General features: G+C 69.1%; 22 protein-coding genes and 2 tRNA genes. 11 read left to right on the forward strand and 13 right to left on the reverse strand.

Annotated elements, in window-relative coordinates; translation table 11 throughout:
- Nucleotides 1-2: 2 nt before the first annotated feature.
- From ACNI65_RS03925 to ACNI65_RS03935, 3 genes are all read right to left on the reverse strand, one after another.
- Nucleotides 3-878 (reverse strand): cyanophycinase, encoded by an 876-nt coding sequence (locus ACNI65_RS03925; protein ID WP_416761312.1) that lies wholly within the window; start codon nt 876-878, stop codon nt 3-5.
- Nucleotides 879-882: 4 nt separating this feature from the next.
- Nucleotides 883-972, reverse strand: a tRNA-Ser gene (locus ACNI65_RS03930).
- 44 nt (nt 973-1,016) lie between these two features.
- Nucleotides 1,017-1,847, reverse strand: a complete 831-nt coding sequence (locus ACNI65_RS03935; RefSeq protein ID WP_416761313.1) for a symmetrical bis(5'-nucleosyl)-tetraphosphatase — start codon at nt 1,845-1,847, stop codon at nt 1,017-1,019.
- Nucleotides 1,848-1,946: 99 nt separating this feature from the next.
- Here ACNI65_RS03935 and ACNI65_RS03940 point away from each other — a divergent pair, with 99 nt between their 5' ends.
- The 4 genes from ACNI65_RS03940 to ACNI65_RS03955 all read left to right on the forward strand — a co-directional run bounded on the left by ACNI65_RS03940 (nt 1,947) and on the right by ACNI65_RS03955 (nt 6,667).
- Nucleotides 1,947-3,248, forward strand: coding sequence for a hemolysin family protein (locus ACNI65_RS03940; protein ID WP_416761314.1), 1,302 nt, complete (start codon nt 1,947-1,949; stop codon nt 3,246-3,248).
- Nucleotides 3,245-3,991: a SapC family protein gene (locus ACNI65_RS03945; protein ID WP_416761316.1), complete on the forward strand. Its 747-nt coding sequence runs from the start codon at nt 3,245-3,247 to the stop codon at nt 3,989-3,991. The genes ACNI65_RS03940 and ACNI65_RS03945 overlap by 4 nt, the downstream gene beginning before the upstream one ends.
- A gap of 129 nt (nt 3,992-4,120) precedes the next feature.
- Nucleotides 4,121-5,482 carry a lyase family protein gene (locus tag ACNI65_RS03950; RefSeq protein WP_416761317.1) on the forward strand — a complete coding sequence of 454 codons (1,362 nt, stop codon included), beginning with the start codon at nt 4,121-4,123 and terminating at the stop codon, nt 5,480-5,482.
- 432 nt (nt 5,483-5,914) lie between these two features.
- A complete protein-coding gene (locus ACNI65_RS03955) occupies nt 5,915-6,667 on the forward strand; it encodes an N-acyl amino acid synthase FeeM domain-containing protein (RefSeq protein WP_416761318.1) in 753 nt (250 codons plus the stop codon).
- Nucleotides 6,668-6,751: 84 nt separating this feature from the next.
- Here ACNI65_RS03955 and egtD read toward each other — a convergent pair whose 3' ends face one another.
- Together egtD and egtB are read right to left on the reverse strand one after the other, a co-directional pair.
- On the reverse strand, nt 6,752-7,666 hold the full coding sequence (gene egtD, locus ACNI65_RS03960; protein WP_416761319.1) for an L-histidine N(alpha)-methyltransferase: 915 nt from the start codon (nt 7,664-7,666) through the stop codon (nt 6,752-6,754).
- Nucleotides 7,663-8,955 carry an ergothioneine biosynthesis protein EgtB gene (gene egtB, locus ACNI65_RS03965; RefSeq protein ID WP_416761321.1) on the reverse strand — a complete coding sequence of 431 codons (1,293 nt, stop codon included), beginning with the start codon at nt 8,953-8,955 and terminating at the stop codon, nt 7,663-7,665. Before egtB ends, egtD begins: the two co-directional genes overlap by 4 nt.
- A gap of 241 nt (nt 8,956-9,196) precedes the next feature.
- On the opposite strand from egtB, the gene ACNI65_RS03970 reads away from it, so the two are divergent.
- The gene (locus ACNI65_RS03970) at nt 9,197-10,045 is read left to right on the forward strand and encodes a helix-turn-helix domain-containing protein (protein WP_416761323.1); all 849 of its coding nucleotides are present in this window, start codon (nt 9,197-9,199) and stop codon (nt 10,043-10,045) included.
- Here ACNI65_RS03970 and ACNI65_RS03975 read toward each other — a convergent pair.
- Both ACNI65_RS03975 and ACNI65_RS03980 read right to left on the reverse strand, forming a co-directional pair.
- Entirely contained in the window at nt 10,014-10,406 is a 393-nt protein-coding gene (locus tag ACNI65_RS03975; RefSeq protein WP_416761325.1) for a VanZ family protein, read from the reverse strand. The two genes, ACNI65_RS03970 and ACNI65_RS03975, sit on opposite strands and share 32 nt — an antisense overlap.
- Nucleotides 10,407-10,515: 109 nt before the next feature.
- The gene (locus ACNI65_RS03980) at nt 10,516-11,325 is read right to left on the reverse strand and encodes a siderophore-interacting protein (protein WP_416761326.1); all 810 of its coding nucleotides are present in this window, start codon (nt 11,323-11,325) and stop codon (nt 10,516-10,518) included.
- Between the two features lie 58 nt (nt 11,326-11,383).
- Between ACNI65_RS03980 and ACNI65_RS03985 the strand changes: the two genes are divergently transcribed.
- The 3 genes from ACNI65_RS03985 to ACNI65_RS03995 all read left to right on the forward strand — a co-directional run bounded on the left by ACNI65_RS03985 (nt 11,384) and on the right by ACNI65_RS03995 (nt 13,484).
- The gene (locus ACNI65_RS03985) at nt 11,384-11,839 is read left to right on the forward strand and encodes a MarR family winged helix-turn-helix transcriptional regulator (RefSeq protein ID WP_416761328.1); all 456 of its coding nucleotides are present in this window, start codon (nt 11,384-11,386) and stop codon (nt 11,837-11,839) included.
- A gap of 94 nt (nt 11,840-11,933) precedes the next feature.
- Nucleotides 11,934-12,009, forward strand: a tRNA-Thr gene (locus ACNI65_RS03990).
- Between the two features lie 98 nt (nt 12,010-12,107).
- Entirely contained in the window at nt 12,108-13,484 is a 1,377-nt protein-coding gene (locus tag ACNI65_RS03995; protein ID WP_416761330.1) for an alanine racemase, read from the forward strand.
- A 75-nt stretch (nt 13,485-13,559) separates the two neighbouring features.
- Here ACNI65_RS03995 and ACNI65_RS04000 read toward each other — a convergent pair whose 3' ends face one another.
- The 3 genes from ACNI65_RS04000 to prfB all read right to left on the reverse strand — a co-directional run bounded on the left by ACNI65_RS04000 (nt 13,560) and on the right by prfB (nt 18,562).
- Nucleotides 13,560-14,579: a class 1 fructose-bisphosphatase gene (locus ACNI65_RS04000; protein ID WP_416761331.1), complete on the reverse strand. Its 1,020-nt coding sequence runs from the start codon at nt 14,577-14,579 to the stop codon at nt 13,560-13,562.
- Nucleotides 14,580-14,652: 73 nt separating this feature from the next.
- Nucleotides 14,653-17,379, reverse strand: a complete 2,727-nt coding sequence (pepN, locus tag ACNI65_RS04005) for an aminopeptidase N (protein ID WP_416761332.1) — start codon at nt 17,377-17,379, stop codon at nt 14,653-14,655.
- Nucleotides 17,380-17,457: 78 nt separating this feature from the next.
- Nucleotides 17,458-18,562 (reverse strand): peptide chain release factor 2 gene (prfB, locus tag ACNI65_RS04010; RefSeq protein ID WP_416761333.1). Its coding sequence is split into 2 segments (ribosomal slippage): nt 17,458-18,480 and nt 18,482-18,562, totalling 1,104 coding nucleotides; the frame shifts between segments, so codons are not numbered across the junction.
- Nucleotides 18,563-18,651: 89 nt separating this feature from the next.
- Between prfB and ACNI65_RS04015 the strand changes: the two genes are divergently transcribed.
- Complete coding sequence (locus tag ACNI65_RS04015) at nt 18,652-19,041, forward strand: DUF4212 domain-containing protein (RefSeq protein WP_416761334.1); 390 nt, start codon at nt 18,652-18,654, stop codon at nt 19,039-19,041.
- 3 nt (nt 19,042-19,044) lie between these two features.
- On the opposite strand, the gene ACNI65_RS04020 is transcribed toward ACNI65_RS04015, so the two are convergent.
- Nucleotides 19,045-19,947, reverse strand: coding sequence for a plasmid replication/partition related protein (locus tag ACNI65_RS04020; RefSeq protein ID WP_416761335.1), 903 nt, complete (start codon nt 19,945-19,947; stop codon nt 19,045-19,047).
- Nucleotides 19,948-20,104: 157 nt separating this feature from the next.
- On the opposite strand from ACNI65_RS04020, the gene ACNI65_RS04025 reads away from it, so the two are divergent.
- On the forward strand, nt 20,105-20,596 hold the full coding sequence (locus tag ACNI65_RS04025) for an acyl-CoA thioesterase (RefSeq protein WP_416761336.1): 492 nt from the start codon (nt 20,105-20,107) through the stop codon (nt 20,594-20,596).
- A gap of 59 nt (nt 20,597-20,655) precedes the next feature.
- Here the strand turns inward: ACNI65_RS04025 and ACNI65_RS04030 are convergent, their stop codons facing one another.
- Nucleotides 20,656-21,582, reverse strand: coding sequence for an alpha/beta fold hydrolase (locus ACNI65_RS04030; RefSeq protein WP_416761337.1), 927 nt, complete (start codon nt 21,580-21,582; stop codon nt 20,656-20,658).
- 77 nt (nt 21,583-21,659) lie between these two features.
- On the opposite strand from ACNI65_RS04030, the gene ACNI65_RS04035 reads away from it, so the two are divergent.
- Nucleotides 21,660-22,163, forward strand: coding sequence for a GNAT family N-acetyltransferase (locus tag ACNI65_RS04035; RefSeq protein ID WP_416761339.1), 504 nt, complete (start codon nt 21,660-21,662; stop codon nt 22,161-22,163).
- Here the strand turns inward: ACNI65_RS04035 and arsC are convergent, their stop codons facing one another.
- Nucleotides 22,164-22,514, reverse strand: coding sequence for an arsenate reductase (glutaredoxin) (gene arsC / locus ACNI65_RS04040; protein ID WP_416761340.1), 351 nt, complete (start codon nt 22,512-22,514; stop codon nt 22,164-22,166).
- Between the last annotated feature and the right edge of the window lie 10 nt (nt 22,515-22,524).

The following is a 22,524-nucleotide window of genomic DNA, read 5'->3' on the forward strand; positions in this document are numbered from 1 at the left end:
GATCAGCCGATCAGCGAGCCCGACGCGGCGATGTTGCGCAGCGTGCGCAGCAGATGCGCGGGCAGGTCGGGGTCGTTGAAGCTCAGCGTGGTGCCCGCGGGGAACAGGGCGAAGCCCAGGTTCTCGAGGGCGACGACGCCGGCGGGTTCACGCCGGTCGGTGGCGCGCGCGGCGTCGATGATGGTCACGGCGCCGCTGCCCACGACCCGCAGGCCGGCATCGGGGCGGATGAGCAGCGCGGTGTCCTCGTCGATGCCGACGCCCAGACGGCGCGAGTCGAGCGTCACCAGATGCAGCAGCCGCGCGTGGCGCTTGCGCTGCGCGAAGTGCTGGTCGACGACGAGCGCGGGCATCAGGCCCAGCGCGCGATGCAGCGGCTGCGCCGGTCCGGCGAACTGCTCGTTGAGGTCGCCGACCGGCATGTGGGCGCCAAGCGCGGAGGCGCCCGCGCTGGTCCCGGCGATGGCGAGCGCGCCGGCGCGATGGCGTTCGCGGATCAGCGCATGCAGCGGGGTGTCGATCAGCACGTCGACCAGGCGTTCCTGGTCGCCGCCGGTGAGGAAGAGCAGGTCCGCCTCGGACACGGCGGCGAGCGCGTCCGGATCGGCCGCCTGGGCGCGTTCTCGCGGATCGAGCCAGCGCGGCTCGGCGCCGAGCGCGCGGAACGCGGGCTCGTACTGCGACCAGAGCAGATCGGGTTCGCCGCTGGCGGTGCTCAGCACCACGATGCGCAGCGGATCGGACGGCGCCCGGGCCGCGCGGTCCGCGTCGCACGCCGCGATCAGCTCGCGCAGCACCGTGCCCGGCGTCAGCCGGTCCTCATTGCCGCCGATGAGGGCGAGCAGGGCAGGGGGGCGTGCGGACGATCGGGGGCTCATGGGGTGGCGGAGACGGTGAGATTCGAACTCACGGAGGGAGTTAACCCTCGGCGGTTTTCAAGACCGCTGCCTTAAACCACTCGGCCACGTCTCCAGGGAGAAGGCGCGCATTGTAAGCGCGGCTCGGACCGCCACGGCTCACTCCGCCCCCGGCTTCCTCGCCTGCACGCAGGTCACCTGGATGATCTCCTGGACCTCGCCGTCGGCCACCCGGGCGGCCGTCAGCTCGCCACCCCACACACAGCCCGTGTCCAGCGCCAGCAGGTCCGGCCGCTGCACCAGCCCCAGCGTCGACCAGTGCCCGAACGCGATCGGCTGGCCTGCCGTGCGCCGCTGCGGCACGTCGAACCAGGGCATGAAGCCCTCCGGCGCCGTGCCGAGCCCTTCCTTCGTCTTGAAGTCCAGCCGGCCCCTGGCGTTGCAGAACCGGATCCGCGTCAGCACGTTGATGATGAAGCGCAGACGCGGCACGCCCTCGAGCTCGTCCTTCCAGCGGTCAGGTTCGTTGCCGTACATCTGCGGCAGGAATTCCGCCAGCTCCGGCCCGCGCAGCAGCGCATGCACCTCGTCGGCCAGGGCCAGCGTCTGCGCCGTGTCCCATTGCGGCACCACGCCGGCGTGAACCATCAGCCAGCCTTGCGCGTGCATCGCCAGGCGCTGCCGGCGCAACCACTCCAGCAGCGCCTCGCGGTCGCTCGCCTGCAGGATCGCGTCCAGCGTGTCCCCCTTGTGCGGGGCGCGCACGCCCGCGGCGGTGGCCAGCAGATGCAGGTCGTGATTGCCCAGCAGGCACTGCGCCGCGTCGCCCAGCGACTGCAGCCGGCGCAGGGTCGTCAGGGAATCCGGGCCGCGGTTGACCAGATCCCCCAGGAGGTAGAGCCGGTCGCGGGACGGGGAGAAATCGATCTTTTCCAGCAGCCGGGCGAGCGCATCGCAGCAGCCCTGGAGATCGCCGATGAGGTAATGCATACGGGGATTTTGCGGTGTCGGCGTCACACGGGCTCTGCTAACCTTGCCGACCTTGTGTTTTGGGCGCGACTCGGGGTTACTACCCGGTCCGCGCTGTCAATGGATACCGCCCTAGTTCTCTTCCTGATCCTGCTCAACGGTCTGTTCGCCATGTCGGAGATGGCCCTCACGGCTTCCCGCAAGGCGCGCTTGCAAGTGATGGTGGAAAGCGGCGAGTCCGGGGCGCAGGCCGCCATGGACCTGCACGAGAACCCGACCAAGTTCCTGTCGACCGTGCAGATCGGGATCACCTCCATCGGCGTGCTCAACGGCATCGTCGGCGAGGCCGCCTTCTCGGGGCCGCTCGCCGACGTGCTGCGCGCCAACACCCCGCTGACCTCCCGCGCCGCGGACATCACCGCCACCGGGCTCGTCGTGCTGGTGCTGACCTTCGTGACGATCATCTTCGGCGAGCTGGTGCCCAAGCGCCTGGGCCAGATGTTCCCGGAGAACGTCGCCCGCCTGGTCGCGCCGCCGATGGAGATCATGTCGCTGGTGACGCGGCCCTTCGTCAAGCTGCTGAGCTTTTGCACCGAGTTCACGCTCCGGCTGCTGGGCATGGGCGGCAAGGCCAACCGCGCGGTGACGGAAGAGGAGATCGCCGCCAGCCTCGAGGAAGGCCGGGACGCCGGCGTGATCGAGGAACACGAGCACCAGATGGTGCGCAACGTGTTCCGCCTGGATGAGCGCCAGATCGGCTCGATGATGATCCCTCGCGCCGAGATCGCGTGGCTGGACGCCACGGACCGGCCCGATCAGGTGCTGCAGATCCTGCGCGCGCACGGCTACAGCCGCTACCCGGTGTGCCGCGGCGGCCTGCATGACGTCGTGGGCACGGTCAGCGCGCAGAACCTGCTGGCGCGCGCGCTGGCCGGCGAGTCGCTGGACCTGTCCAGCGGCCTGGAGCCGCCGGTCTTCGTGCCCGAGACGCTGTCCGGCATGGAGCTGCTCGCGCACATGCGCGGCACGGAAACCCCGCTGGCCTTCGTCGTCGACGAGTACGGCGAGGTGCAGGGCGTGGTCGCGATGCGCGACGTGCTCGAGGCGATCGCGGGCGAGTTCAACTCGTCCGACGGCGCGGACGCCTGGGCGGTCCAGCGCGAGGACGGGAGCTGGCTGATGGACGGCCTGATCCCCGTCACTGAGCTCAAGGACCGCCTGGACTTGAAGGAACTGCCCGAGGAGGACCGTGGGCGCTACAACACCCTGGCAGGCATGGTCATGCTGCTGCTGGGGCGTCTGCCGCGCACGGCCGATGTGGTGGAGTGGAACGCGTGGAGATTCGAGGTGGTCGACCTCGACGGCAAGCGTGTGGACAAGGTGCTGGTCTCGCGACTGGCGGACGATGGAGTGAATGAATGAGCAACCCCCCGATGTATGAGAACCTGGTCCCCGTCGATCGGGTCCAGCACAAGAACACCCGCATGAAGTCGGGCACCCCGGTCCTGGGCCGCGTCACCCACCTGAACTCGCTGTTCATCGCGGTGGCTGAATTCGCCGATGCGAGCCTCGAGTACCCGGTGGTGTTCGTGCGTATCGGCCAGACGGCCGAGGGTCAGCGCCCGGCGATCGCGCCGCTGGCCGTGTTCGGCCTGAAGCAGGGCAGCAACCTGTTCATCGACGGCGACAAGTGGACCGGCCGCTACGTGCCGGCCTACATCCGTCGCTGGCCCTTCGCGATGGCCCGCATCGAGCAGAACGCCGAGGACATGGCGCTGTGCCTGGACATGGGCTCGGGCGCGTTCTCCGAAACCGACGGCGAGCCGCTGTTCAACGCCGATGGCGAGCCTTCGCAGCTGCTGCTCAACGCCAAGCAGTTCTGCGAGGACTTCGAGCGCGAGGCCGAGCGCACCCGCCAGGCCTGCGAGCTGCTGCAGGACCTGAACCTGCTGCAGGAGATGCGCTTCGAGGCGCAGCTGCCCAACGGTGAGAAGCTCGACGTGGACGGTTTCCTGACCGTCAACGAGGAGTCGCTGTCCAAGCTGTCCGACGAGAAGATCGTCGAGCTGCACCGCAACGGCCTGATGGAGTTGATCACGATGCATCGCCTGTCGCTGCGCCTGATGAGCCGTCTGGCCCAGATGTACGTGCCGGCCACGAACTGATCCGGTCGCCCTGACCGGGGCGATCACCGGCCGAGACAAACCCCAAGCGGGTTTGCTTGAGTACGGCGTACGCGCAAGCCTCGATAGCATCCTGACCCTGAGGGGAGTGGGATGCTGTTCGAGGCTTTTTTGTCTTCAACCGCGATGGAATCGGTGTTCTCGCCGACCGCGGTGGTGCAGTCGATGATGGACGTGGAAGCCGCGCTCGCGCGCGCCGCGGCGCGTGCCGGGATGATCCCGGCGTCTGCCGCGCAGGCGATCGCCAGCCTGTGCCGCGCCGAGCTCTATGACGTGCCGGCGCTGGTCGGCGCCGCGCCGCGCTGCGGCAACCTGGCCTTGCCCGTGGTGCAGCGCCTGCGCGAGACGGTCGCCCTGTTCGACCCGTCCGCCGCGGCCTACGTGCATCGCGGCGTGTCGGCGCAGGACCTGATCGACACCGCGATGGTGCTGCGCACCCGCGAGGCGCTGCGCCTGATCGACGACGACCTGCAGCGCCTGTGCGGCCGGCTGCTGGACCTGGCCGAGCACCATGTCGCCGTGCCGATGCTCGGCCGCACGATGATGCAGCCGGCGCAGGTGATCAGCCTGCGCTTCAAGCTGATGAACTGGCTGATGCCGCTGCTGCGCAGCGCGGAGCGGCTGCGCGAGCAGGGCCGTGAGTCGCTGCTGCTTCAACTGGGCGGTGCCGTGGGCACGCTCGACGCGATGGGCGACGGCGCGGCGGCGATGCTCGCGGCGGTCGGCGCCGAGCTGGAACTGCCGGTGCCCGACATGTGCTGGCACACGCAACGCGACCGCTGGTTGCGCCTGGGGCTCGAAGTGGGGCTGCTGTGCGGCAACCTCGGCAAGCTGGCGCAGGACTTCGCGCTGATGGCGCAGGCGGAGGTCGATGAGCTCAACGAGCCGCCCGGCGAGGGTTACGGCGCCTGCCTGTCGATGCCGCACAAGAAGAACCCGGTGGCCGCGCTGCAGGCGATGGCGGCCGTGCAGCGCGCGCCGCAGCGCGTCGCCGGGCTGATGGGCTGCATGACGCCCGAGCATGAACGCGGCCTGGGTCAGCATCAGGCCGAACTGGCGGAATGGAGCGGGCTGCTGGGCGGCGCGCACGCGGCGGTCGAGGCGCTCAACCGCGCGCTGGCCGAGCCGGTCATCCGGGTCGACCGGATGCGCGCCCATGTGCTGGAGCGCCAGGGCCTGGTGGCCAGCGAGCGCCTGGAGCTGCTGCTGATGCCTCGCCTGGGGCGCCAGCGGACCGGCGCGTTCGTGCGCGACCTGATCCACCGCGTGCGGCAGGGGCATGGCACGCTGGAACAGCTGCTGCATGCGGCCATCGATGTCGGCGACCTGCCGCCGACCGCGCTGTCGTCCGCCGAATTGGCGGCGATGTTCGATCTGGACGCCATCGCCGCGCAGGCCGATGGGCGGGTCGACGCCCTCATGGGGGAGGCGCGTCAGCGGCTGGACAGCCTCGCCGCATTGCCCTGCGGCTGAAGCAACGAGATACGAACTTCCTGGTCGCCAGGCGAGCATGTGGAGCGGGAAGCGACACATGTCCCTCCATTCCGTATGGATTTCCGTAAAAAAGTCGGAAACTTTTGTCCCCTGAATTCGCCATCTGAACCAAAAGCATTTGGTTACACGTGCAACAGAAACTGCGCCGGGAGGCGTGGCGAATCTGGGCCGCGGGTTCCGCGATTTCTTACGCGGGCGAGGCCTTGCACCGGTTTTCTCACCGCTGCCTGCGATGTAACGGAATTCCCTCAAATGCGGGGATTGGCCCTGGCAAGGGATTGACCCGGGCCCACACCCGGGACAGACCCGTAAGACGGCAATCGCATTTGTTAACTATCGTAGCGGCCTGCAGTAATTACTTTGAGTGGGCCATAGACTCGCCCTTGATAACGAAGCAGTCTGGAGTTGGGAATGAGCGACGAATCTCACGTGTCGAACATCGAATTGGAAGCGCCTGCAAGCCCTTTGCAGGCGCTGCAGTCCGTTCGTTCGGAGATTCCGTTTGTTCGCTCTGACTCTGTCGAGCTCGTTTCGCGCGATACGGACTATGGCCGCATCGAGATCCGCGCGCTGATGGACAGCACCGGTCACAGCCTGCTCGAGCGCCGCTACGCGTCACGGGGTTACAGGCTGAGCCGCTCCGCGGACGTGACGCTGGGCGCCTATTGGGAAGGCAAGCTGGTGTCGACGCTGGGTCTGCGTCGCGACAGCGGCAACCTGGCCGCGGACCAGAGCTTCCCGGCCGAGATGGCCGGCATGCGCCAGCAGGGCTGGCAACTGTGCGAGTTCACCCGGCTGGCCGCCGATCCGGACGGCCCGTCCAAGCTGGTCCTGGCCAGCCTGTTCCATCTGGCCTACCTGCATGCCGTGCACCACTGGGGGGCGGAGTTCCTCGTGATCGAGGTCAACCCGCGCCACAAGGCCTTCTATCGCCGGATGCTGGACTTCCAGCCGCATGGCGAGGAGCGCCTGCATCGCAGCGTCGGCGCCCCGGCCGTGCTGATGAGCCTGTCGCTGGCCTACGGCGCGACGCAGGTCAACAAGTTCGGCGGCACGCTGAACGAGGACGGCCGCTCGCGCACGCTGTTCCCCTACTTCTTCTCGCCCGAGGACGAGCCGGATCTGCTGGGCAAGCTGGCGGACGTCTACGGTTACGACGCCTGACGGCCAAGCCGCAGACGAAGCAAGGGCGCCCGAGGGCGCCCTTTGCGTTTCGGGCTTTCTGGCGCTTCCGGCGCTTCTGGCGCTTCAGGCCCCCAGCCAATGCAGGCTGAACCAGCGCTGCTCGTCCGTCCAGTGCGCCGAGGGCCTGAAGCCCGCCTCGCGCGCCAGCGCCTGGAAGCTCTCCACGCTGTACTTGTAGGAGTTCTCCGTGTGCAGGCTTTCGCCTGGCACCAGCGTGTAGCGCCGGCCCTGCAGCTGCAGGTGCTGCTCGCCGCGCGGCAGCAGGTGCATCTCGATGCGGTGCTTGCGCGGGTCGTAGAACGCGTAATGGTCGAAGCCCGCCGGGTCGCATTCCAGCTTCAGCTCGCGTTGCGCGTGGCGCAGCAGATTGAGGTTGAAGCGCGCCGTCACACCCTGCGCGTCGTTGTAGGCCGCGTGCAGCCGCGCCGGATCCTTGATGAGGTCCACGCCGATCAGCAACGCGCCGCCGTCCAGTTCCTCGCGCAGCAGCTTGAGGAAGGCGAGCGCCTCCTGCGGGTCGAAGTTGCCGATGCTCGATCCCGGGAAGAAGCCGATGCGCTGGCCGTGCGCCGGCGCGTCGGGCAGCACATGCGGGCGGGTGAAGTCCGCCACCACCGGCAGGATGCGCAGCGCGGGCTGCTCGCGCTGCAGGGCCTCGCAGGCCGCGAGCAGGTGAGGGCCAGAGATGTCCACCGGCACGAAGCTGTCGGGCTGCGCCATGCGCGCCAGCAGCAGGCGCACCTTCACGAGCGCGCCGGCGCCGTACTCGATCAGCTGCGCGCCGGGGCCCATGCGCGCGGCGAGATCGCCGGCATGGCGGTTGAGCAACGCGAGCTCGGTGCGGGTCGGGTAGTACTCGGGCAACTCGCAGATCTGCTCGAACAGCGCGGAGCCCTGCGCGTCGTAGAAGTACTTGGGCGAGATCGCGTGATCGGGGCCGGCGAGCGCGGCGTGAAGGTCCTCGGCGAAGCTGCTCATGCGTGGGTCTCCGCGCCTGAGCGCGCATCGCGGGCCAGACGCAGCCCGCTGAATTGCCAGCGCGCGGCCGGCGGGAAGAAGTTGCGATAGGTCGGGCGCGTGTGTCCGGGCGGCGTCGCGAGGCTGCCGCCGCGCAGCACCAGCTGCCCGACCATGAACTTGCCGTTGTATTCGGAGGCCGCGCCGTCCATCGGCCGGAAGCCCGGATACGGGTGATACGCCGATCGGGTCCATTGCCAGGCCTGGTCCAGCAGCTGATGCATGCCGGGCAGCGCGGCGGCGGCTTCCCATTCGTGCTCGCTGGGCAGGCGGGCTCCGGCCCACTCCGCGTAGGCCGCGGCCTCGTAGAAGCTGAGCTGGGTCACCGGCGCCGCCGCGTCCATCGGACGCAGGCCGTGCAGGCCGAAGACCGACCAGCGCGAAGGCGAGCCGGCAGAGCCGGTGGAGGCGGGCTCGCCGTCCTCGACCCAGTACAGCGGTGCGCGCCAGCCCTGCGCCTGCACCGTGGCCCAGCCGTCGGACAGCCACCAGCGCGGATCGCGGTAGCCGCCCGCGTCGATGAAGCGTTGGAACTCGCCGCAGGTGACCAGACGGCTGGCGATCTCGAAGGGCTCGAGCCACACGCGATGGCGCGGGCCCTCGTTGTCGAAGGCGAAGGCCGCGCCGGCCGTGCCGGCCGCTTGGCCGTTCGCCTCGGCGTCATGCCCGATGTCGACCAGCCCGCCGTCATGGCGGCGCCACTCGCTGGACGTCGGCACGGCGGGCGGCGGCTCGGTGTCGATCAGAGCGGGGCGCCAGGGGTGGCAGGACAGCAGATGCAGCGCGTCCGTCAACAGCAGTTCCTGATGCTGCTGCTCGTGATGCAGGCCCAGCGCGATCGTCGGCGCGATCCGGTTCCAGGTCGTGTCGTCGCAAGCGGCGATCAGTTGCTGCATGTGCGTGTCGACATGGCGCCGATAGGCGCGGACCTCCTCCAGCGACGGCCGCGTCAGCAAGCCGCGTTGCGGCCTCGGATGGCGCGGGCCCAGGCCTTCGTAATACGAGTTGAAGAGGTAGTGGTAGGACTCGTCCAGCGGCCGGTAGCCGCTCAGGTGCGGGCGCAGCAGCAATGCCTCGAAGAACCAGCTGGTGTGGGCCTGATGCCATTTCGCGGGGCTGGCGTCCGGCATGGACTGGGCGGACTGGTCCTCTGCGGACAGCGGCTCGGCCAGCGTCAGCGTGTGGCGCCGGACCGCTTCATAACGGCGCGCGAGATCGCGCCGCGTCAGCGGCAGATCGTGATCCGACATGCAAGCAACTCCATCGGTCGGGGGAGGAAGACCGAGCGACAACGGTAGCCGATTTGCCCATTCCCTGTCCGGCGCGGGCGACTCGCCGCGTGCCGACAGGACGGCTCAACTGCCACCCGATGTCAGGTAGGGCAAGGGGGATACCTGTGCCGGACGCGGCCTTCATCGCGTCGTCACGCCGCGCAGGCAGGCTGGCGCGGCCTCGGCTCACGCATCGTCCATGTCCACGACGCCGTCCTCGATGTCCGCAGTCCCTTCGTCCGGCCCGTCCTCCGTTCCGCCCACCGTCCCGCGTGCGGCGGGCGCGGTCGACGGCGACACGCTGCCGCTCGCGTGGCTGCAGGACCGGACCCTCTCAGAGCGATTGCTCGAAGCGCTGTGGAGCGCCCGCCAGCCCGCCACGCCCGCGCAGTTCTTCGTCTGGAGCCAGAGCCGCCTGCAGGCGCTGGTGCCGCATCGCGTGCTGGTCTGCGTCGGCGACCAGCCGCCGTCGCCGCGTCTGTCGGCGCAGGTCTTCCATCTGAAGCCGATCGCGCCGGCCTTGCAGGCGCAGCTGGAGGCGGCCGAGCACGGCCTGTGGCTGCACCTCATCCGTCGATGGGGCGAGGGGCGCCGGCCGCTGCGCGTGGACCTGACGGCCGAGTCGACCTTGGCGCTCTACCAGCCGCTGCTGGAGGCGGGGCTGCGCGAGCTGGCGCTGCACGGCGTGGCCGGCGACGGCGAGCGGCCGCAGAGCCTGTTCCTGTTCGCGGGCGATGGCTGGGATGAGGAGGCGATGCGCCGTCTGGAGCTGCTGACGCCGGCGCTGCATGCGGCCTGGCGCCGGGCGCGGCTTCAGGCCCGGGGACAGGCCTTGCCGCGGCGCGCGGGATCGCTCGTGACCCCACGGGAGCAGCAGATCGTCGAGGGCCTGCGCGCGGGCCTGAGCAACGAGGGGATCGCGATCCAGCTGGGGATCAGCATGTTCACGGTCAAGAACCATGTGCGCAAGATCCTGCGCAAGCTGGGCGCCAACAACCGCGCGCAGGCGGTGGCGATCGCGATGTCGCGCCGGGAGCTCAGCGAGCCGGAAGCGCCCGCGGTCCGATGACGCGCAGGACCAGCGCGTGCACGCTGACGCCGATGACGGCGCCGCTCATGTCGGCGAGCACGTCCATCGCCTCGGCATCGCGGCCGGGAATCTGCGACTGCACGAGCTCGATCAGCACGCCGTAGGCCAGCAGCATCGCCAGCACGATCCAGCGCCGGCCCGGTCCCGCGCGCAGCCCCTGCAGGCCGATGAAGGCGAGCGTGCCGAAGGCGGTGAAGTGGTTGGCCTTGTCCCAGCCGAGATCGGCCGCGGGGGGCGGATGCGGCGAGAACGCGAGCCAGCTCGCGCCCAGCACCACCGACACGAAGAGCAGGCGCCAGGCGTTGCGCCAGCGCGGGTCATGAAGAACTGCAGCGATCACGGATGCCCACCTCCGATCCGGGCGTCGGGCAGTGTGCCACGCGTGCATGAAGCGAATGTGAGGTGGGCCGTGCTCGGCTTGGCCGGTTCACGCCAGCCTCACGCCACGATCACTCCAGGTTCTCGTGATGATGGCTCGCGCCGCGCTTCCAGTACGCCGAGGCGCGGATGGCATGGCGATCGTGGCCCTTCTCGTCGACGAGCACGCGGCGCAGCGCGGCCATCGCGCCCGCCTCGCCCGCACACCAGGCGTAGCCTTCACCGGCCGGCAGCGTAAGCGCGCGGGCCGCGGCGAGCAGGGCCTCGTCGCCGTCGACCCAGCGCAGGTCCAGGTCCGCCTGCGTCTGGAACGCGCGGCGATCACTCTCGGGCACGTTGAGCAGCGCGATCACGCGGGTGCCGGGCGGCAGCTCCTCGAGCCGGCGCGCGACGGCGGGCAGGGCGGTCTCGTCGCCGGCCAGCAGATGCCAGTCGAAGTCGATCGGGATGATGAACGAGCCGCGCGGACCGCCGACGGTCAGCGTGTGTCCCGGCTGGGCCGCGGCGGCCCAGGCCGCGGCAGGGCCGTCGCCGTGCCGGGCGAATTCGATGACGAGCTCGCGTGCGGCGTTGTCGTAGCGGCGGGGCGTGTAGTCGCGCATCACGGGGCCCTCCGCGGCGTCGGCGTCGAAGATCAGCTTCACGTGATCGTCGAAGGAGGCGCTGACGAAGTCGTCCAAAGAGTCGCCGGTCAGCGTGACGCGGCGGAAGTTCGGCGTGACGTCGTCGACGGCGGTCACGGTCAGCGCGCGGCGCTTGAGTTCATGGCGCACGCGCTGGACGCGGCTGGCGGGCGGGGCGGATGTGGCAGATGTGGAGGGCGCCGCATCGGCGGTGGCGGCGGTCGTCGAGGTCGGGAGGTTCAGGGATTCAGGCTTCATTGCCGGTCTTGCTCATTTCGTTGACAATGTCATCCATCTTGCGACGGAACGATTGACAATGTCAACCAACACCACTGGCCGAAGGGGCAAGGACGAGGACGTGCTGGAGCTGGTGCATTCGGTGATGCACCGCTACCGCGCGCGTCAGTACCGCTTCCTGCGCGACGGTCCGCAGGACATCACGCACATGGAAGGCAAGGTGCTGTTCTTCTTCGACCGGCATCCCGACGCGACGCAGAGCGACCTGGCCCAGCACAGCGGCCGGGACAAGGCGCAATTGGCGCGGCTCATCAAGGGGCTGCGTGACAAGGGGCTGCTGGACGCCGAGACCGACGAGGCCGACCGCCGCCAGGTGCGGCTGCGGGTGAGCGAGGCGGGTCAGGCCGTGCAGCGCGAGCTGCGGCGTCAGGCGCGGCAGGTGTCGGTGCAGGCGCTGTCGGGGCTGAGCGCCGACGAGCAGGCGCAGTTCGCGGCGCTGCTCAAGCGGGTGCAGGCCAACCTGGGCGAGGAGTGAATCGCGGGTTCGATGATTTCGTGCGGCGGGATGCAAATACTTGTCGACCTCGAAAATCTCGCCTATACTCTTTGACTCTGTTGTTCGCGACAGCGCCGGTGTAGCTCAGTTGGTAGAGCAGCGCATTCGTAATGCGAAGGTCGGGAGTTCGACTCTCTTCACCGGCACCAATCCGAAGGGCTCGATGTGCAAGCATCGAGCCCTTTTCCTTTGGTGCTCCTGGATGCGGCGTGATGCGCCGTTCCGCGTCGGTGGCAACATGGCGCGCATGAGCGCCCCCCTGCACGACCCCGAAGCTCCGCGAGAGCCCGTCCGCCTGAAGCTCGCCGCATTGCGCGCCGAGCCCCTGCCAGCGACCTTCAAGGGCCTGCCGGCCATCGCCGAAGGCGTCTTCCTGCAAGACCTGGATCGATTGAAGCTGTCGCTGCTGGATGGCGACCTGCCGCTGCCCGCCGCGGTGCTCAAGGAATCCGCGCTGACGCACAACGCGCGTTGGATGCGCGCGTTCACCGGGCGCGCCGGCGTGAGCCTCGCGCCGCATGGCAAGACGACGATGGCGCCGCAGCTGTTCCAGCGGCAGTTCGATGAAGGCGCCTGGGGCATGACCGCGGCGACGGCGGTGCATGTGCGCACCTACCGCCGCTTCGGCGTGCCGCGTGTGATCCTGGCCAATCAACTGGTGGGCAAGGCCGATCTCGAGCTGGTGTTCCGCGAGCTCGCCGCCGATCCTTCCTTCGACTTCTTCGTGCTGGTCGATTCCGCCGCCGGTCTGGACCTGCTGCGCACCGCCGCGATCGCGCACGGGCTGACGCGGCCGGTGCAGGTGCTGCTGGAGGTCGGCACGCCGGGCGGGCGCACGGGCGTGCGTTCGGTCGAGGAGGGCGCGGCCCTGGCCGCGCTGATCCAGGCGGCGTCGCCGGCGATCGCGCTGCGCGGTGTGGAGGCCTTCGAGGGCGTGTATAGCGGCGCCGACACGGCGCGCGTGGAGCTGGGCGCGCTGACGATGATCGAGACGGTGGCCGAGCTGACGCGGCGAGGCTGCGCCGACGGCTGGTTCGCGCCGGGCGAGGTGCTGCTGAGCGCGGGCGGATCGGCGTTCTTCGACATGGCGGCGAAGACGCTGGCGGCCGTGGAAGCGGGCGGCACGGGGCACGCGCTGCGCGTGGTGTTACGCAGCGGGTGTTACCTCAGCCACGACAGCCTGCAGTACGAGCGCATGCAGGATCGGATGCGGCAGCGGGCCGGTGCGTTGTGGGGCGAGGGCCCCGGCCTGCGCAACGCGATCGAGGTCTGGGCCTACGTGCAGTCGGTGCCCGAGCCGGGCCGCGCGATCTGCACGGCGGGACGTCGTGACCTGAGCTACGACGCGTGCCTGCCGCAGCCGCTGTGGTGGTATCGGCAGGGGACGCACGACGCGCCGCAGGCCGCTCCTGGGTCGTGGACGGTGAGCAAGCTCAATGACCAGCACGCTTTCGTCGATGCGGTCGCTGCGGCCGATGCGGGCGAGGGCGCCTTGCCGCTGCGCGTGGGCGACCTGATCGCCTTCGGCGTCGGCCATCCGTGCACGACCTTCGACAAGTGGCCGCTGCTCTACACGGTGGACGACGTCTACCGCGTCACCGGCGGGGTCCGGACCTTCTTCTGAAACGACAAGGGGCGGCCTCTCGACCGCCCCTCATTGATCGTCACCGCTGTTCCTGAAGGAACGGCGTTCGGTCGATCACTTGGCCTTCTCGGCCTCCCGGTGATATTGCGTCACGCGCTCGACCTCGTTCTTCGAGCCCAGCACCACCGACACGCGCTCATGCAGCTTGGTCGGCGTCAGGTCGAGGATGCGCTCGCGGGCGTTGGTCGCCGCGCCGCCGGCCTGCTCGACCAGGAAAGCCATCGGGTTGGCCTCGTACATCAGGCGCAGCTTGCCGGCCTTGTGGGGCTCGCGCTTGTCCCACGGGTACATGAAGATGCCGCCGCGCGTCAGGATGCGATGCACGTCCGCCACCATCGACGCGATCCAGCGCATGTTGAAGTCCTTGCCGCGCGGACCCGTCGTCCCGGCCAGGCACTCGTCGATGTAGCGCTTCACCGGCTCGTCCCAGTGGCGCATGTTGGACATGTTGATCGCGAACTCCTTCGTGTCCGCCGGGATCTTCACGTCGTCGGCGGTCAGGACCCACGAACCCTGCTCGCGGTCCAGCGTGAACATCGCCACGCCGTCGCCCACGGTCAGCACCAGCGTCGTCTGCGGGCCATACACGCAGTAACCCGCGGCCGCCTGCGCGGAACCGGGCTGCAGGAAGTCCTCCTCGCTGACGCCCTTGCTGCCCTCGGGCTTCTTCAGCACCGAGAAGATCGTGCCGATCGACACGTTCACGTCGATGTTGCTGGAGCCGTCCAGCGGATCGAACATCAGCAGGTACTCGCCCTGCGGATAGCGGTTGGGCACGAGGTAGATGCTGTCCATCTCCTCGGATGCCATCGCGGCCAGGTGACCGCCCCACTCGTTGGCCTCGATCAGCACCTCGTTGGCGATGATGTCCAGCTTCTTCTGGACCTCGCCCTGGACGTTCTCCGATCCGGCCGTGCCCAGCACGTCACCGAGCGCGCCCTTGTTGACGCTGATGGCGATGCGCTTGCACGCACGCGCGACCACCTCGATCAGCAGCCGCAGCTGCTGAGGGATGTGGCCGTGCGCCCGTTGCTGCTCGACCAGGTATTGGGTCAGGCTGACGCGTTGACTCATGAAAGGACTCCGATGGTTGCAAATCTCGTGCGTCGCGCAACGGCCCGACGCGCGGACCGCTCCGCACGCGGAATCAGGCTTGCGTCGCGGCCTCCGTCGGCGCCGCGACCGGCTGCGGATCCAGCGCCAGCGCGCGCTGGATGATCTCGCGCACGTCGTTGGACAGGTCCGGCTTGGCCGCCACGCGGGCGATCGCCACGCGGGCCGCGCTGCGATACGGCTCGGCCAGCGCGGTCCAGCGATCCATGACGCGGGCCAGGCGGCCGGCCACCTGCGGATTGATCGCGTCCAGCGCCAGCACCTGATCGGCCCAGAACACATAGCCCGCCGCGTCCGCGCGGTGGAACGCCGCCGGGTTGAACATCGCCAGCGAGAAGATCAGGCTGCGCGCGCGGTTGGGGTTCTTCAGCGTGAAGTCCGGATGCTTCATCAGCTGCTTCACGCGGGCGAAGGTCTTGCCGTCGCGCTCGGCGGCGCGGCCCTGCAGCGCGAACCACTTGTCGATGACCAGCGCCTCGCCCTTGAACTGCGCATGGAAACGGGCCAGCGCGCTGTCGGCCAGCTCCGCCTGCGCGTTCACGAGCGCGGACAGCGCGCCCATGCGGTCGGTCATGTTGGTCGCGTCCTTGAAGCGCTGGTACGCGCGGCCCGGCCACACGCCGTCGCCGCTGCGCGTCGCGTGCAGCACCAGCATCGCCAGCGACAGGTTCACCAGCGCGCGCTTGCCGCTCTGCACCGGATCGGGGCTGTAGCCCGCGGTGACCTGATGCGTGTCATGAGCCCAGGCCCAGTCGGCCTGCAGCGCCGCGGCGAGCTGCGTCTGCGCCGCCTCGACGGCCGCGTGCACCGCCTGCGGATCGACGACGTCGAGCTGCTCGGCGATGTAGGCCTCGTCGGGCAGCTGCAGCGCCAGCGCCTTGAAGGCGGGGTCGAGCTCGGGATGGCGCAGCACGGCGCGCATCGCGTCAAGGTAGGCGTCGTCCAGCACCAGCGGCTGACCCGAGCGCACGGCGCCCAGGATGCGGTTCAGCGCCAGGCGCTGGCTGGCTTCCCAGCGGTTGAACGCGTCGCTGTCATGCGTGAGCAGCACCAGCAGCTCGGCGTCGCCCAGGCCGTCGTCCAGCACCACCGGCGCGGAGAAGCCGCGCAGCAGCGAGGGCACGGGTTCGGACGGCACGTTCACGAAGACGAAGGTCTGCTCGGCCTGGTCCAGGACCAGCACGCGTTCGGTCTCGGTGGAGCCGGCGGCGCCGTCCTCGCCATGCAGCATCAGCGGCAGCGCCTGGCCGTCGCGGGCCAGCAGGCCCAGCGCGACCGGGATCACCTGCGGCAGCTTGCCGTCCTGTCCGGGCGTGGCGGGCGTCGTCTGCTTCAGCGTCAGCGCGAAGGTCTGGGCGGCGGCGTCGTACGTGCCTCTGGCGGTCAGCCGCGGCGTGCCGGCCTGCGAGTACCAGCGCTTGAAGGTGTCCAGCCGGGTCGACAGCGCCGAGCCCGGGTTGGCGTCGGCGATGGCCTGCGCGAAGTCGTCGCAGGTCACGGCCTGGCCGTCATGGCGCTCGAAGTACAGCGACATGCCCTTGGCGAAGCCGTCGCGGCCCACCAGCGTCTGGTACATGCGCACGACTTCCGAGCCCTTCTCGTAGACCGTGGCGGTGTAGAAGTTGTTGATCTCGACGTACTCGTCCGGACGCACCGAATGCGCCATCGCGCCGGCGTCCTCGGGGAACTGGCGCGCCCGCAGGGCGCGCACGTCCTCGATGCGGCAGACCGCGCGCGCGCTGGGCGTGGCGGCCATGTCCTGGCTGAACTCCTGGTCGCGGAAGACGGTGAGGCCTTCCTTGAGCGAGAGCTGGAACCAGTCGCGGCAGGTGACGCGGTTGCCGGTCCAGTTGTGGAAATACTCGTGCGCGACGATCGACTCGATGCGGGCGAAGTCCGCGTCGGTCGCGGTGGCGGGGGAGGCCAGCAGCGCCGAGGTGTTGAAGATGTTCAGGCCCTTGTTCTCCATCGCGCCCATGTTGAAGTCGGACACGCCGACGACCATGAAGCGTTCCAGGTCCAGCGGCAGCTGGAAGCGGGCCTCGTCCCACACGACCGACGCGATCAGCGAGTTCATCGCGTGCTCGGTCTTCTCCAGGTCGCCCTGGCGGACGTAGACCTGCAGCAGGTGGTCCTTGCCGGAGCGGGTGCGGATGCGCTGCTCGCGCGCGACCAGGTCGCCGGCCACCAGCGCGAAGAGGTAGCTGGGCTTGGGGAAGGGGTCGTGCCACTTGGCCAGGTGACGGCCGTTGTCCAGCGTCGCGGTCTCCACGAGGTTGCCGTTGGAGAGCAGCACCGGGAAGCGGGCCTTGTCGGCGCGCAGCGTGACCGTGTAGACCGCCATCACGTCGGGGCGGTCCAGGAAGTAGGTGATGCGGCGGAAGCCCTCGGCCTCGCACTGCGTGAAGAAGCTGCCGCCCGAGGTGTACAGGCCCGACAGCGCGGTGTTCTTGTCCGGCGCGCAGGTGTTGCGGATCTCCAGCGTGAAGTCCGCGTCGGGCACGTTGTCGATGATCAGCTCATGGCCTTCCTGGCGGAAGGACACGCTCTCGCCGTCGATCAGCACGCGCAGCAGGTTGAGCTCCTCGCCATGCAGGCGCAGCGGGCCGTGCGGCACCGCGGCGTTGCGCTCCAGGCGCATCTTGCTGGAGACCAGCGTCTTGGCCGGATCCAGGTCGAAGCACAGGTCGACGGTGCGGATCCAGAAGATCGGCGCGACGTAGTCGGCGCGGCGGATCAGGGTGGCGGTGCCTTCACGCATGGCGGGCTTCCTTGTTGGAATGGGTCTTGTCTCTTGGGAGGCAACAGGACGGGGCTCCTGACGAGGAGCCCCGTCCGATCAAACACCCTGCTTCAGCGAAGCGGTGATGAATGCATCGAGATCGCCGTCCAGCACCTTCTGGGTATTGGAGATCTCGACGTTGGTGCGCAGGTCCTTGATGCGGCTCTGGTCCAGCACGTACGAGCGGATCTGGTGGCCCCAGCCCACGTCGGTCTTGCTGTCCTCGAGCTTCTGCTGCTCGGCCATGCGCTTCTTCATCTCATGGTCGTACAGACGCGAGCGCAGGCGCTTCCACGCGACGTCGCGGTTGCTGTGCTGGCTGCGGCCGTCCTGGCACTGCACGACGATGCCGGTCGGGATGTGGGTCAGGCGCACCGCCGAGTCGGTCTTGTTGATGTGCTGACCGCCGGCGCCGGACGCGCGGTAGGTGTCGGTGCGCACATCCGACGGGTTGATGTCGATCTCGATCGAGTCATCCACCTCGGGGTACACGAACAGCGAGGCGAAGCTGGTGTGGCGGCCGCCCGAGGAGTCGAACGGGCTCTTGCGCACCAGGCGGTGCACGCCCGACTCGGAGCGCAGCAGGCCGAAGGCGTACTCGCCTTCCACCTTGATGGTGGCGCTCTTGATGCCGGCGATCTCGTCGTCGGTCTGTTCCTCGACGTCGGCCTTGAAGCCCTTGCGCTCGCAGTACTTCAGGTACTGGCGCAGCAGCATGCCGGCCCAGTCGCAGGCCTCGGTGCCGCCGGCGCCGGCCTGGATGTCGATGAAGCAGTTCAGCGGGTCGGCCGGGTTGTTGAACATCCGGCGGAACTCGAGTTCCTCGACCTTCTCGGTCAGCTTCACCGAATCGGCCTCGATGGTCTCGAGGCCGGCGATGTCGTTGTCGTCCTTGGACATCTCGAAGAGCTCGAGGTTGTCGGACAGGTTGGAGGTCAGGTGGTCGATGGTTTCGACGACCGTCTCCAGGGTGCGCTTTTCCTTGCCGAGTTCCTGGGCCCGCTTGGGGTCGTTCCAGACGTTGGGGTTCTCCAGGGCGGCATTGACTTCATTCAACCGCAGCGCTTTGCGGTCGTAGTCAAAGGTACCCCCTTAGCGCGGCGGTCCGCGCTTGCAGATCAGCCAGCGTGCTGCCGATCGCGTTGATTTGCTCGATGTCCATGATTCGTTCGAGTGAAAGAGCCCCCGACAGGGGGCCCGAAGCCGGGTATTTTCTCATGCTGCCGCGGGAGGGCTCCCTAAGATGGCGGGATGGTTCGAAAACCCCCTGTCCCCGATGAGGGTTACCCCTCCGGCGGGCCCCCGGCGCTGCCCTCCGGCACGTTCCGCGCCCGGCGCCGGCGAGTGCGGCTGGGCAACTGGCGGCTGACACTGCTGTTGCTGCTGGTGTGGGCGATGGTCAGCTTCGGCGTGGCGTATTTCGCCCGCGCGTTGAGCTTCGATTTCTTCGGCTGGCCCTTCAGCTTCTGGGTCGGGTCCCAGGGCGCGCTGATCGTCTACGTGGCGATCGTCGTCATCTACGCCACGGTGATGAACCGGCGCGAGGCCGAGGCGGGCCTGCAGGACCCGCCGCCCCATGTCGATGAATCCGAGCCTCGCCGCGGGGAGCGGGAGCGCTCGGGATCGATCACCGGCTTCTGAGCGTCAGAACGGCGATTCGTCCTGGGCGCCTTGCGCGGCGCTGCCCATTCGGGCCGCGGCGAGTTGCGCCTGCAGCTCGGCGACCTGGGTGCGCAGCTGGGCGTTCTCGCCTTGCAGCGCGTTGACCTGCGCGCGCAGCAGCGCGACGGCCGGGTCGGCCTCGAGCTCGCCGTCGGCGTTGGTCGGCACGCCCAGCAGCTCGACGGCGACCTCGGACACTGCGTCGCTCGCTGCCTTCTTGCCGACCTTGGACTCGCGCACGCGCTTGGCGGCCTGACGCAGCTCCTTCTTGCCGCCGGCGGCAGCGGCGGCCTGCTCCTCGGCGGGCAGGTCCGCGATGACGGCGGCGGCGCTGATGGAGACCTCACCGGACTTCACCGCGGCGACGAGCTCGGGCGCGGCGGCCTTCTGGATCTTTTCGATCTGCGTCACGGTGGCGCTGCTGATGCGCGCGGCGCGGGCGATGGCCTCGCGGCTCTTGAGCGCGGGCGCGGCGGGCACCGGGGTGTCGGTCACGCCTTCAGCCGGCTCGACCGCGGCGGCGCTGCTCTCGGGGCTGGGATCGTTGAGCACGGCCAGGCGGCGCGCTTCCATGATCTCCTTCTTGCGCAGCGCGAGCACGCCGCGCTGGAAGTCCGACACGCTGCGACGGCCCAGGTGCTGGTCGATCATCCAGAGGTGGACGTCCTCCATCGACTTGAAGCGCGTGTTCTGCACGGTCTGGAACGGGATGCCGTGCTTGGTGCAGATGCCGTGGCGGTTGTGGCCGTCCACGAGGACGTCGCCCCACAGCACCAGCGCGTCGCGGCAGCCCTCGGCCAGGATGCTGCGCTCGAGCGCGGCGTATTCGTCCTCGGTCAGCGGATCGATGTAGGCCTTGAGTTCTTCGGTGACGATGATGTTCATGGGGAGCGGAGTGTGCGACTGGCGCGCGGGTCGCGAGGGCGACGGACGACGGCGGAAAAGGGCGGCATTCTGCCTGCCTCGCGGCGCTAACCTGTCGCACCTCCGAGCGCGAGCGTCGGAAATCCCACGGAACCCACCCCCAGATGAGCGCCCCCCGATGAGCGAAGCGATCCAGGACCCGGTCGATCCCCTGGCCAGCGGCTGGGACTATCCGTCCCCGCACCGCAGGGAGGTCCGGCCTCAGGCGGCGGACATCGACGGCTTGAATCACACGAACAACGCGGTGTACGTGCGCTGGTGCGAGCAGGTCGCGTGGTCGCACTCGGAGGCGCTCGGGTTGAGCATCGAGGACTACCGGCGGCTGGATCGCGCGATGGCGATCCGGCATGGGGGGTACGACTACCTACTGCCGTCCTTCGAGGGCGAGGCGCTGGTGCTGGGCACCTGGCTGACGGCGGGGGACGGGAAGCTGGCGATGGAGCGGCGCTTCCAGCTGCGTCGCGCGAGCGATGGACAGACGCTGATGCGCGGGCGATGGGAGCTGGTGTGCATCGACATCAGCGGCGGCCGGCCCCGGCGCATGCCGCCTGAATTCGTCGCGGCGTATCAGGCGGCGGTGGTATTGCCGCCGCAGAGCCTCGGGGCTTGACCCCCTCGCCCGCGAAGCGGGAGAGGGCGGGGGTGAGGGCTCGGCGCAGCCCGCGGTCTTCAGCCGAGGAATTCCTGCACCGCCCGGGCGAGGGCCTCGGGCTGGTCGTGGTGCATCATGTGCGCCGCCTGCTGGAGCGTGACGCGCCGCAGATCCTTCACGACGCTGAGCCGGGTCTCGAAGTCCTCACGCGGATAGCGATCGCCCCACCACTGCGACAGCTTCGTCTCACTCCCCTCGACCCACAGCGTCGGCGCCGTGATCGCGGCCCAGCACGCGAGCGCCTCGGCCTTGCGATAGAGCACAGGGTTGGTCCGCTTGTGAGCGGGATCGCCCAGGATGTGCCAGCGCCCATCCTCGGCCTGCCGCGACCAATGCGGCGCGAGCCACGCGGCCTTGTCGGCGCTCAACCGCGGGTTGGTTTTCATGAGCCGCTGCGCCACGCCCTCGACGCTGTCGTAGGTCTTCAGGCTGGGCTTCTCCTTGAGTTCATCAAGCCAGCTGGCCAACCGCGCCGGCGCCATCTCAGGCGTCGTGTCGGGCAGTCCGAATCCCTCGAGGTTGACGAGCTTGCGCAGCCGCTGGGGCCGCACACCGGCATAAGTCATCGCGATATTGCCGCCCATGCTGTGCCCGAGCAGGTCCACGGGCGCATCGGGGCTGACGGCGTCGAGCAGCGCGTCGAGGTCGCCGAGGTAGTCGGGGAACCAGTAGGCGTCGCCGGGGTTGCTGTCGGTGAGGCCGAAGCCGCGCCAGTCGATGGCCAGCACGCTGCGGTCCTCGCGGAAGGCGTCGACCATGAACTGGAACGACGCACCGACGTCCATCCAGCCGTGGACCATCACGAGCAGCGGCCGTTGCCCATCGGGCTCAGGTCCCCAGCGCAGCACGTGGTGATGCAGCCCACGCAGCGAGAGGATCTCGCCGCGATGCGGGCGGCGGACGACGTAGGCGGGCGCGGAACTGGGGCTCGTGGCGGTGCTCATGGCCGCGACTCTACTGTCGCGACGAGGCTGGCGCTTTCGCCATGGAGACAATGGCCCCGACTTCCCATCGAGCCGACATGACCACAGCCGCCACCTCTTCCGACGCCTACACCCTCCGCTCCGCCCGCCCCGATGACCTCGACGCGATCGTGGGACTGATCGGCGAGCTCGCCGACTTCGAGCACCTCACGCATTTGATGGACGTGACGCCCGAGAAGCTCCTGCCGCATCTCTTCGGCGAGCGCCCCGTCTGCGAGGCCTTCGTCGCCGAGCACGACAGCGGCACCGTCGTCGCCTTCGCGCTCACCTTCACCAACTTCTCGACCTTCCTCGGCAAGCCCGGGATGTACCTCGAGGACCTCTACGTGCAACCCGCGCATCGCGGCGCGGGCCTGGGCAAGCGCATGCTGACCCACCTCGCGCGGATCGCGATCGCGCGCGACTACGGCCGCTTCGAATGGTGCGTGCTCGACTGGAACGAGAACGCCATCCGCTTCTACGAGAAGATGGGCGCGACGATCATGCCGGACTGGCGCCTGTGCCGCCTCACCGGCGACGCGCTCGCGCGATTCAAGGGCTGATCACTTCAGCCAGTCGTCGAGCAGCTCCGGCGGACGCGCGATCAGCGCGCGTTCCCCGTCAATGACGATGGGCCGCTGCAGCAGCACCGGATGCTCCGCGATCGCCGCGAGCAACTGCGCGTCGCTCAAGGACAGGTCCGACAGACCGAGCGCGCGATAGGCGTCCTCGCCATCGCGCAGCATCGCGCGCGCCGGCACGCCCAACTGGCCTTGCAGCGTCTGCAGCTCGGCCAGCGACAACGGCGTCACGAGGTACTCGATGACCTCGGGGCGAATGCCGCGCGTCTCGAGCCGCGCGAGGGCCTCACGCGACTTGGAACAACGCGGGTTGTGGAGGATCTTTTGGGGCATGCGCGAGTGT

The sequence above is a fragment of the Roseateles sp. So40a genome, assembly GCF_048081605.1.
GTDB lineage: Bacteria > Pseudomonadota > Gammaproteobacteria > Burkholderiales > Burkholderiaceae_C > Roseateles.